This window comes from Pseudomonas sp. PS01298 (genome assembly GCF_029959745.1).
Taxonomy (GTDB): Bacteria; Pseudomonadota; Gammaproteobacteria; order Pseudomonadales; family Pseudomonadaceae; genus Aquipseudomonas; species Aquipseudomonas aylmerensis.
In genome coordinates this window covers 51,035-62,020 of sequence record NZ_JASCPP010000024.1, presented here as the reverse complement: position 1 = coordinate 62,020, position 10,986 = coordinate 51,035, and the positions used below count along the sequence as shown (strand labels likewise).

10 protein-coding genes are annotated in these 10,986 nt (G+C 64.2%); all 10 read left to right on the top strand.

Annotated features, from left to right (window positions below; genetic code table 11):
- Nucleotides 1-179 precede the first annotated feature (179 nt).
- The 10 genes from QMX97_RS11655 (at nucleotide 180) to QMX97_RS11610 (ending at nucleotide 10,949) form a co-directional block, all read left to right on the top strand.
- A complete protein-coding gene (locus QMX97_RS11655; RefSeq protein WP_282396976.1) occupies nucleotides 180-1,382 on the top strand; it encodes an ABC transporter substrate-binding protein in 1,203 nt (400 codons plus the stop codon).
- 61 nt (nucleotides 1,383-1,443) lie between these two features.
- Nucleotides 1,444-2,304, top strand: coding sequence for a branched-chain amino acid ABC transporter permease (locus tag QMX97_RS11650; protein ID WP_015884776.1), 861 nt, complete (start codon nucleotides 1,444-1,446; stop codon nucleotides 2,302-2,304).
- 1 nt (nucleotide 2,305) lies between these two features.
- Complete coding sequence (locus QMX97_RS11645) at nucleotides 2,306-3,316, top strand: branched-chain amino acid ABC transporter permease (protein WP_065904023.1); 1,011 nt, start codon at nucleotides 2,306-2,308, stop codon at nucleotides 3,314-3,316.
- Nucleotides 3,313-4,062, top strand: a complete 750-nt coding sequence (locus tag QMX97_RS11640) for an ABC transporter ATP-binding protein (RefSeq protein WP_015884778.1) — start codon at nucleotides 3,313-3,315, stop codon at nucleotides 4,060-4,062. The genes QMX97_RS11645 and QMX97_RS11640 overlap by 4 nt, the downstream gene beginning before the upstream one ends.
- Nucleotides 4,062-4,757, top strand: a complete 696-nt coding sequence (locus tag QMX97_RS11635; RefSeq protein ID WP_106803310.1) for an ABC transporter ATP-binding protein — start codon at nucleotides 4,062-4,064, stop codon at nucleotides 4,755-4,757. Before QMX97_RS11640 ends, QMX97_RS11635 begins: the two co-directional genes overlap by 1 nt.
- Before the next feature lie 13 nt (nucleotides 4,758-4,770).
- The gene (locus QMX97_RS11630; RefSeq protein WP_282396975.1) at nucleotides 4,771-6,039 is read left to right on the top strand and encodes a Zn-dependent hydrolase; all 1,269 of its coding nucleotides are present in this window, start codon (nucleotides 4,771-4,773) and stop codon (nucleotides 6,037-6,039) included.
- Complete coding sequence (locus tag QMX97_RS11625) at nucleotides 6,036-7,439, top strand: amidase (protein ID WP_282396974.1); 1,404 nt, start codon at nucleotides 6,036-6,038, stop codon at nucleotides 7,437-7,439. Before QMX97_RS11630 ends, QMX97_RS11625 begins: the two co-directional genes overlap by 4 nt.
- A gap of 792 nt (nucleotides 7,440-8,231) precedes the next feature.
- Nucleotides 8,232-9,095, top strand: coding sequence for a LysR family transcriptional regulator (locus tag QMX97_RS11620; protein ID WP_065904037.1), 864 nt, complete (start codon nucleotides 8,232-8,234; stop codon nucleotides 9,093-9,095).
- 82 nt (nucleotides 9,096-9,177) lie between these two features.
- Nucleotides 9,178-9,855, top strand: coding sequence for a sterol desaturase family protein (locus QMX97_RS11615; RefSeq protein WP_282396973.1), 678 nt, complete (start codon nucleotides 9,178-9,180; stop codon nucleotides 9,853-9,855).
- On the top strand, nucleotides 9,852-10,949 hold the full coding sequence (locus tag QMX97_RS11610) for an SMP-30/gluconolactonase/LRE family protein (protein ID WP_282396972.1): 1,098 nt from the start codon (nucleotides 9,852-9,854) through the stop codon (nucleotides 10,947-10,949). Before QMX97_RS11615 ends, QMX97_RS11610 begins: the two co-directional genes overlap by 4 nt.
- The last annotated feature ends 37 nt before the right edge of the window (nucleotides 10,950-10,986 follow it).

Genomic DNA, 10,986 nt, shown 5'->3' with positions numbered 1-10,986 from the left:
TGCTCGCGAATGCTGTGGGTCAGCAAAGCATCCGGAGACTGATGCACCGTATTCGCGAGCAAGCCCGCCCGCACATTTCCTGACCGCGTTTCGCCTCAATAAAAAGGCCTGCCCACAGGCCCTGCTCCACCGTATCGCCATTGCTACTCCTGCCAATAACTAAACCAGGGAGTCACCCCATGCAGCGTCGTACGTTGTTGAAAGCCAGTCTCACCGCCGCCGCCGCCCTCAGCCTTCCGCTGAGCGTGCGTTCGGCATTCGCCGCCGAGCCCTTTACCTTTTACGGCCTCAAGTCCATGTCCGGCGCCTTTGCCAGCTATGGCAAGTTTGCCGACATGGGTTCGCGGCTGGCGGTGGAACAGCATCCCGAAGTGCTCGGTCGCCCGCTGAACTACAAGGTGATCGACACCGAAGGCAACGCCGGCAAGGCGGTGCGCAAGGTCCAGGAAGCCATCCAGCAGGACGGCGCGCGGTTCTTCCAGGGGTGCACGCTGTCGTCCTCGGCGCTGGCCGTGGCCAAGGAAGTGGACAAGGTCGGCGGCGTGTTCATGACCCCGGTGGGTGCCGACGAAGTCACCGGCAAGGACTGCAACAAGGCGACGTTCCGCTGGTCGGTGCCGACCTACGGCGCGATCCGCGAAACCATGGTGCCGCTGATCAAGCTGCTGCCGGAAGCCAAGCGCTGGTACACCATCACCCCGCAATACGTGTTCGGTGAAGCCCTGCTCGAAGGCGCCAAAAATGTCCTCAAGGAACACGGCCTGGAGCACGTGGGCAACAGCTATCACTCGTTGCAGGAACAGGAATTCTCCGGCTACCTGACCAACGCCATCTCCACCAAGCCCGACGTGCTGGTGCTGCTGAATTTCGGCAGCCAGTCGTCCAACACCCTGCGCCAGGCGGTGAACTTCGGCATCAAGGAGCGGATGAAAGTGCTGCTGGTGTGGTCCGCTGGTCTCGATCAATTCCAGGAACTGGGCAGCGATGTGCTCGAAGGCGTGTACCTCGGCGCGCAGTACTGGCACCAGGTCGACACCCCGCTCAACCGCGAGCTGGTCAAGCTGACCCAGGCCAAGTACGGCATCAACCCCACCTACCCGCTGGCCGCTGACTACATCAGCACCAAGGTCATGCTCGAAACCATCATCGCCACCGGCAGCTTCGACGGGCCGACCGTGGCCAAGGCCATGCAGGGCCTGAGCTACGAAGGCCCGACCGGCAAGGAATCGATCCGCGCCGGCGACCACCAGGTGATCAAGGACTACTACCTGCTGATCGGCAAGGCCGCCGGCGACATGGCCGACAAGGACGACCTGGCCAAGGTGCTCAGCGCCGGCCAGTCCTTCCCGCCGGTGGATGCTACGGGCTGCACGCTCGCCTGACCCGCTGACTCGCTAAACACGACAGGGCCGCGTTCGCGGCCGCCTGTCCGAGGGTTTCTGCATGCTTAATCTTTATCTGTTCCAGATACTCAACGGCCTGGGATTGGGGATGATCTACTTCCTGATCGCGGTCGGGCTGACGATCATTTTCGGCCTGCTCAACTTCGTCAACTTCGCCCACGGTGCGTTCTTCCTGCTGGGCGCCTACATCTGCTACACCGCCGTGAGCCTCACCGGCAACTTCTGGCTGGCCCTGCTGATCGCGCCGCTGGTGGTGGCTGCGTTGGCGTGGGTGATCGAGCGCCTGTTGATCCAACGGATTTACCACCTGCCACACATGTTCCAGATCCTCGTCACCCTGGGGATCGCACTGATCATCCAGGAAGCCAGCGTGATGATCTGGGGCCCGGTGGGCAAGAGCGTCGCCGTGCCGGAACTGCTGCGCGGGGTGCTGGTGGTCGGCGACTTCGTCTACCCCTACTACCGCCTGTTCCTCATCGTGTTTTCCGGGCTGGTCGGCCTGGGCCTGTGGCTGCTGCTGGAACGCACGCGCTTCGGCGCACTGGTGCGCGCCGGCAGTGAAAGCACCGAAACCGTGTCGCTGCTGGGCACGAATATCTTCCGCCTGTTTTCCATGACCTTCGCCCTCGGCGTGGCCCTGGCCGGTGTCGCCGGCGTGCTGTTTGCGCCGTTGCGCGGCGCGCAGCCCTTTGTCGGCCCGGAGATCCTCGGCGTGGCCTTCGTGGTCGTGGTGATCGGCGGCATGGGCTCGTTCAGCGGTGCGCTGGTCGGCGGTTTGCTGGTGGGCGTGGTGCAGAGCCTGATGACCACACTCTGGCCCCAAGGCGCGAGCCTGATGATCTACGGCGCAATGGCCGTGGTGATTCTGGTACGCCCTTACGGCCTGTTCGGGAGAGCCTGAGATGAGCGAGAAAAATCCGCTGCCGTTTGCCAAGACCCAATCCAAAGCCATGTTGCTGTGGGTACTCGCGGTGCTGATCGGCCTGCCCTTGGTGCTGCCCTCGGCGACCCTGGCCACCGAGATCCTGATCTTTGCCATGGCCGCCCTCGCCTGCAACCTGTTGCTCGGCTACACCGGGCTGCTGTCGTTTGGCCAAGGCATCTTCTTCGGCGCCGGCGCCTATTGCGCGGCGCTGCTGATGATTCATCTGCAACTGGGCCTGTTCACCGCGTTGCTCGGCGCTGCCGTGGCCGGTGGCTTCCTGGCCTTGCTGGTGGGCGCCCTGGCGATCCGGCGCACTGGCATCTACTTCGTGATGCTGACCTTGGCGTTCAGCCAGATGGCCTACTTCGTGGCCTACACCTTGAGCGACTGGACCGGTGGCGACAACGGCCTGCTCAGCGTGCCGCGCCCGGAAATCCGCCTCGGCGACACCGTGCTGCTGTCGCTGGCCGACGCCCGTGCGTTCTATGGGTTTGTCGCAGTGCTGTTCCTGCTGATCTTCATCGGCGCACGCCGAGTGATCGCTTCGCCATTCGGCAGCACGCTGATGGCGATCCGCGAAAACGAAACCCGCGCCTCGGCCATCGGCTACGACACCCGCCACTTCAAGATCCTGGTGTTCGTGCTGTCCGGCGCGGTCACCGGCATCGCCGGCGCGCTGTACGCGATGCTGCTGCACTTCGTGCCGCTGTCGAATATCGACCTGGCGATGTCCGAGAACATCCTGATCATGACCATCGTCGGCGGCACCGGCTCGCTGTTCGGCTCATTGCTGGGGGCCGGTTCCATCGTGCTGCTGGGGGATTTTCTCTCCGACCTGTGGCCGCGCTGGCTGATGTTGCTGGGGGTGATCCTGATCCTGGTGGTGATCTTCATGCGCGGTGGGTTGTGGGGAGGCCTGGCGTCGCTGTTCGAGAAGGTGCGAGGCCCGCGCAAGGCCGCTGTGATCACCAAGGAGGAAGTGCTATGAGCATCCTGCTGGAAACCAAAGACCTGGAACTGGCCTACGGCGCGTTCCATGCGGTGAATGGCGTGAACCTCAAGGTCGAAGCCGGCACCATCCACACCATCATCGGCCCCAATGGCGCGGGCAAGACCAGCTTGTTTCATTGCCTGACCGGTGAGCGCCAGGCCACTGCCGGGGCGATCCATTTCGACGGTAAGAACCTGATGCGCAAGCCCGCCCACGGCCGCGTAGGCCTGGGCATGGCGCGCTCGTTCCAACTCACCAGCCTGTTCCAGAACCTCAGCGTGCGCGAGAACCTGCGCCTGGCCGCCCAAGGCCGCGACGGTGCCCGCGCGCTGAACTTCTGGCGCCGGGTCGACAGCAAGCGCGAACACCTGGAGATGGCCGACCAGGTGCTCGAACGCCTGCAGCTCAGCGCGCGTGCCGACACCTTGGCCGGCGAGCTTTCCCACGGCCAGCAACGCGTGCTGGAGGTGGGCATGTCGATCTGCTCGAAACCGAAACTGTTGATGCTCGACGAGCCCACCTCGGGCATGGGCATCGATGACATTCCGATCATGACCCAGCTGATCAGCGACCTCGGCCGCGACCACACGGTGCTGCTGATCGAACACAACATGAGCATTGTCATGTCGATCAGCCAACGCATCACGGTGATGAGCCACGGGCAGATCCTGGTGGAAGGCACGCCGGAATTCGTGCGGGCCGATGAACGTGTGCGCACGGCTTATCTTGGGGAGGCTGCCTGATGCTGATCGTCGACAATATCCATTCCTACTACGACAAGAGCCACGTGCTCGAAGGCGTGTCGCTGACCGTCAACCCCGGCGAGCTGGTGACGCTGCTGGGGCGCAACGGCGCCGGCAAGACCACCACGCTGCGCAGCATTCTCGGGATCATCTGCCCGCGCCAGGGCCAGATTCACTTCAATGGCCAGGCACTGGTGGGCCAGAAGATCTTTGAAATCGCGCGCCAGGGCTTGGCGCTGGTGCCGGAGAACCGCGGGATTTTCCGCCTGCTCACCGTCGAGGAAAACCTGCGCATCGCCGCGCGCAAGACCAGCCGCTGGCAGCTGGAAGACGTCTACGGCATGTTCCCGCGCCTCAAGGAGCGGCGCAAAAACGCCGGCCACGCGCTGTCCGGCGGCGAGCAGCAGATGCTCGCCATCGCCCGCGCCCTGCTCAACGATCCCAAGCTGCTGATCCTCGACGAACCCACCGAAGGCCTCGCCCCGGTGATCGTCGACGAGCTGGTGAAGATCCTGCGCAAGGTCAAGGACGACGGCCTCCCCGTGCTGCTGGTGGAACAGAACCTGATGGTCTGCGACAAGCTCGCCGACCGCCATTACGTGCTCGAACAGGGCCGCGTGGTCTACGAGGGCAGCGCCGCCGCCTTCCGCGCCGACCCGACCATCAAGAACCGCTACCTGGCCCTGAGCGCCTGACCGGAGAACACTGATGAATAGCTTTGCGCAACCGCTCCAGAGCAATGCCCCACTGATCAATCGCGACCGTCTGTGGCAATCGCTGATGGACCTCGCCCAACTCGGCGCTACGGTCAAGGGCGGCGTGTGCCGCCTGGCCCTCACCGACCTCGATCGCCAGGCCCGCGACTTGTTTGTGCAGTGGTGCGAGGCCGCCGGGTGCAGCGTGAGTGTCGACGCCATCGGCAATATTTTTGCGCGTCGCCCTGGGCGCAACCCGGCCCTGGCGCCGGTGATGACTGGCAGCCATATCGACACCCAGCCTACCGGTGGCAAGTTCGACGGCTGCTACGGGGTGATGGCCGGGCTGGAAGTGATCCGCACCCTCAATGATCTCAACATCGAAACCCAGGCGCCGATCGAGGTGGTGGTCTGGACCAACGAGGAAGGCTCGCGCTTTCCGCCCTGCATGATGGGCTCCGGGGTGTTTGCCGGGAAATTCGACCTGCAGGACACGCTCGACAAGCTCGACGACCAGGGCCTGTCGGTGGGCGCCGAGCTGCAGCGCATCGGCTATGCCGGTTCCCGTGCGGTGCTCGGCCATCCCGTGGGGGCGTATTTCGAGGCGCATATCGAACAGGGCCCGGTGCTGGAAGACCAGGCCACCACGATTGGCGTGGTGATGGGTTGCCTGGGCCAGAAGTGGTTCGACCTGACCCTCACCGGCGTCGAAGCCCACGCCGGCCCGACGCCGATGCACCTGCGCAAGGACGCCCTGGTCGGCGCCGCCGAGGTGGTCAGCGCGGTCAACCGCATCGCTTACCAGCAGCAACCTCACGCCTGTGGCACCGTCGGCTGCCTGAGCCTGCACCCCGGCTCGCGCAATGTGATTCCCGGCCAGGTGCACATGACCCTCGACTTGCGCCACCTGCATGCGGACAAGCTGCAAGCGATGGTCGATGAAGTGCGCAGCGTGATCGAAGCCAGCGCGGCCCGGCATGGGTTGACGTTCGAGCTGACGCCGACCGCCGACTTCCCGCCCCTGGACTTCGCCCCGGCGTGCGTCAACGCCGTGCGCGACGCGGCAGGCGCGCTGGGTTTGAGCCATATGGACATCGTCAGCGGTGCCGGGCATGACGCGATTTTCGTCGCCGAACTCGGCCCGGCCGGGATGATTTTCGTGCCGTGCGAAGGCGGCATCAGCCACAACGAAATCGAAAACGCCGCGCCGGATGACCTCGCGGCAGGCTGCGCGGTGCTGTTGCGCGCCATGGTCAATGCGGCACAGGGGGACCGGGCATGAGTGAGATGGGCCAACTGACGGCGGTGCAACTGCTGCAGCATTTTCGCGACAAGACCTTGTCACCGGTGGACGTCACCGAGGACGCCCTGCTGCGTATCGAACGCTACAACCCGGTGGTGAACGCCTACTGCCACGTCGACCCCGAAGGCGCGCTGCAGGCTGCGCGAGCCTCGGAACAGCGTTGGTTCAAGGGCCAGCCCTGCGGCGCGCTGGACGGTGTACCGGCGTCGATCAAGGACCTCACGCTGACAATCGGCATGCCCACCCGCAAGGGCTCGCGCACCTCATCCGCCGAAGGGCCGTGGGACGTCGACGCGCCGTTCTCAGCCTTGATGCGCAAGGCCGGCGCCGTGCTGCTGGGCAAGACCACCACCCCGGAGTTCGGCTGGAAAGGCGTGACCGACAACCCGCTGTACGGCATCACGCGCAACCCGTGGGACACACGCACCACGGCGGGCGGTTCGTCCGGCGGCGCCGGTGCAGCGGCGGCGTTGAACCTCGGCGTATTGCACCAGGGCAGCGATGCCGGCGGCTCGATCCGGATTCCGTGCGCGTTTACCGGCACTTTCGGGATCAAGCCGACGTTCGGTTATGTGCCGCAGTGGCCGGCCAGTTCCATGACGATTCTGTCGCACCTGGGGCCGATGACCCGCACCGTGGAAGACAGCGTGTTGATGCTGCAGACCATCGCCCAGCCAGACGCGCGGGACGGCCTGATCGGCGCGCCGCGGACGACGCCCTGGTTGACGGGCGCTGCGGACCTCAAAGGGTTGCGCGTGGCCTATAGCCCGACGTTTGGCTATGTGAAGGTCGATCCGCAGGTTGCCAAGGTCGTGGCCCAGGCAGTCGAGGGATTGGTGCAATTGGGCGCCCATGTCGAGCAGATCGATCCAGGCTTCAGCGACCCACTGGAAGTGTTCAATACCCTGTGGGCCGCCGGTGCCGCACGCCTGACCGGCGCCATGAGTGATGCGCAAAAACAGCTGCTGGACCCCGGTCTGTTGCGCATCGCACAACGCGGTGAACAGCTCAGTCTTGGCGACTTCAACGACGCCCTCGAAGCCCGCGCGGCGCTGGTGGCGAAGATGGCCGCGTTCCATGAGCATTACGACATACTGGTGTCGCCGATGCTGCCGATCACCGCGTTCGACGCCGGGCACAACGTGCCGCCGGCTTCCGGGATGCAGGCATGGATGGAGTGGACGCCGTTTACCTACCCGTTCAACCTGACCCAGCAACCGGCGGCATCGGTGCCATGCGGGCTGGCGGCGAATGGTCTGCCGGTAGGGTTGCATGTGGTGGGCGCGCGGTTTGCCGATGAACAGGTGCTGAAGGTCTGCCAGGTGTACGCCAAAGCGTTCCCCACACCGCACTTGCAAGCGCCGCAGACGCCGACCTGAAGCCGACTTAACTGGGTGGCTTTCGGGGGTGGCAGGTCAGCCACCCCCTCTATCGCCCATGCCGCCGCCTTCGCAACCTCGCCAAGGCTCGGCAGCTCCCACACTTGAGCTGCGTCGCGCCGGCTATTGCGATCACACAGGGGATTGAAATCAGGCCGACACCGCCAATCCCCTGTGGGAGTTGTCGAGCTTTAGCGAGGCTGCGAAAGCGGTGTCTCAGGCGCAGAAAATGCCAGCAATGCCGCCGCCTTCGCAACCTCGCCAAGGCTCGACAACTCCCACACTTGAGCTGCGTCGCGCCAACTACTGCGATACCACAGGGGATTGAAATCAGGCCGACACCGCCAATCCCCTGTGGGAGTTGTCGAGCTTTAGCGAGGCTGCGAAAGCGGTGCCTCAGAAGAAGAAAATGCAAGCAATACCGCCGCCTTCGCAGCCTCGCCAGGGCTCGACAACTCCCACACCTGGGCTGTGTCGCGCCGGCTACTGCGATGCCACAGGGGATTGAAATAAGGGCCACACCGCCAATCCCCTGTGGGAGTTGTCGAGCTTTAGCGAGGCTGCGAAAGCGGTGTCTCAGGCGCAGAAAATGCCAGCAATGCCGCCGCCTTCGCAGCCTCGCTGGGGCTCGACAACTCCCACACTTGGGCTTCGTCGCGCCGGCTACTGCGATCACACAGGGGATTGAAATCAGGCCGACACCGCCAATCCCCTATGGAAGCTGTAGTGGGCACCCGCCCCCGGTCTTGATCGCATTCCATTACACTGTGCCCATTCATTCCCGGGGGTTTCATGGACATCGAACTGGCACGCACTTTCCTCGAAATCACCCGCTGCGGCAGCCTCGCCGCCGCGGCCGAGAAGCTGCACGTTACCCAGACCGCCATCACCGCGCGGGTCAAGAGCCTGGAAAGCCAGTTGGGCAGCACGCTGTTTATCCGCAACCGCGCCGGTGCGCGCCTGACCGCCGACGGCGAGGCCTTTGTGGTGTACGCCAACCAACTGCTGCAAACCTGGGAAGCCGCGCGGCGTGACCTGCCGTTGCCCGATGGCTATCGCAACGTGCTGCATATCGGCGGTGAAGTGAGCCTGTGCAACCCATTGATGCTCGGTTGGGCCCAGGCCCTGCGCGAGCAGATCCCTGGGCATGCGCTGCGCACCGAAGTGCGTGAGGGCGAATACCTGCTGCGCCAACTCGAACTCGGTGTACTCGATGCCGCGCTGGTGTTCCAACCCCAATATTGGCCTGGGCTGCAGGTCGAGCAGGTGCTGGAAGAAAAACTCATCCTGGTGCAGTTGGTGAGCAAGCCGGACCCGTACGTCTACATCGACTGGGGCCCGGGCTTTCGCCAGCAGCATGACGCCGCCCTGCCCGACCGGGCCCGTGCCGCGCTGAGTTTCAACCTCGGGCCGCTGGCGTTGCAGTACATCCTGGAGAATGGCGGCGCCGGCTACTTCCGCACGCGGGTGGTGCAAAGCTACCTGGACAGCGGCGTGATGCAGCGCGTGCCCAAGGCCCCGGAATTCAACTTCCCGACCTTCGTGGTGTATTCGCGGGCGCGCGACTCGGCAGTGCTGCAACAGGCCCTGGCGTTACTGCGCGACGTGGTCAAGGCCGAGAGTGACTGGTCGCAACGCTGGGACCCCTTGATTTAACCCGCGCACGGGGCAAAAACTCGCACATTTGCGCGCACCAACTAAGCTCAGTTTCCAATAAAAAAACCCTGAGCTGCCCGCCATGCCCCATCCCACCGAGACCTTCCGCGCACGTTACCGCGCGGCCGTCAGCCCCCTCTACAACCCCTGGCTGCACGCCAGCTTCGTCCTCGGTTATGGGGCGTTGTGCATCACCCTGGCCTGGTCCTCCACGGAAAACATCACCGCGCTCCAGTGGCTGAGCGTTCCCCTGACCCTGGTGTTTTTCAATCTGTGCATCTACCTCGTGCACCGTCACCTCGGCCACCACAAACACGCCCTCGCCCGCTTGTTCTACGCCCGCCACACCGGCGATCACCACAGTTTCTTCACCCCCGGGCACATGACCTACGACAGCCCCAGGGACTGGCGCGTGATCCTGTTCCCGGCCTGGCTGATCGTGCTGCACAGCCTGGCAATCACGCTGCCCGCCTGGTGGCTGCTCAAGCAACTGAGTCCCAACGTCGCCGGGCTGTTTGCTGGCTGCATGATTCTCGGCTACTTGCTGTACGAAGTGTTCCACGCCTGCGAGCACTTGCCTGTCGAACACCCGCTCGCGCGCCTGCCGTGGATTCGCCAGATGCACCGCCTGCACGCGCTGCATCACCGCCGCGAGCTGATGCAGGGGCGCAACTTCAATATCGTCATGCCGCTGATGGATTACCTGTTCGGCACCCTGTACTGGGAGCCCGGCGCCCACGACAACCAGGAATCGTCATGAGTACCCGTCCCAGAAAACTGCGTCATCTGCTGTTTGTGTTGCTGCTGGTCGTGATCGCGTTTCTGCTGCTGATGCCCACCAAGGTGCAACCGGTGAACTGGACACCGCCCAAGGCGCCCTCCATGCAGGACGGCGCCTACGCGGAAAACCAACGCCTCAAGGGCGTGCAGAAAATCGGTGCCCAGGACATCGACGGGCCCGAGGCGTTGCTGATGGATGCCCAGGGATTGCTGATCAGCGGGCTGCACGACGGGCGCATCATCCGTACCTCGCCCGACAGCCGCAGCCTGGAAGTGCTGGCCAATACCGGCGGGCGCCCGCTGGGCATGGCGCTGCACCCGGATGGGCGCTTGATCATTGCCGACGGGATCAAGGGCTTGCTCGCACTCGACGCCCATCGCCAACTGACGTCGCTGAGCACCGCCGCCAATGGCGTGCCCTTTGGCTTTACCGATGACGTCACGGTGGATGCCAGCGGGCGCTATGCCTACTTCAGCGATGCTTCAAGCCGCTGGGGTTATGGCCAGGACGGCGAGGCAGTGATCGAGCACGGCGGCGACGGCCGGCTGCTGCGCTATGACTTCAGCAACGGCAACACCGAGGTATTGCTCGACCAGTTGCAATTCGCCAACGGCGTGGCCCTGGGGCCGGAGGAAAACTATGTACTGGTGAATGAAACCGGCGCCTATCGCATCAGCCGCTATTGGCTCAAGGGCGAGCGCGCTGGGCAGCACGACCTGTTTATCGACAACCTGCCCGGTCTGCCGGACAACCTCAGCTTCAACGGCCAGGACCGCTTCTGGGTGGCACTTTACTCGCCGCGCAACCCACTGCTGGACAGTTTTGCCGGCTACCCACTGCTGCGCAAAGTCATGGTGCGGGCGCTGATGGTGGTGCCCAAGCCGATCGAGCGCAAAGCCTTCGTGCTGGGGCTGGACACCGACGGTAACGTCATCGCCAACCTGCAGGATGGCAGCACCGGCAATTACTCGCCGATCACCACCGCCCGGGAGTATGGCGAGTGGCTGTACCTGGGTTCGCTGAAGAGCACGAGCATGGCGCGCCTGCCGTTGAAGCTGGCGTTGGCGCCATGACGCAAAAAGGGCATACAGGCGCCTGGCCTGTATGCCC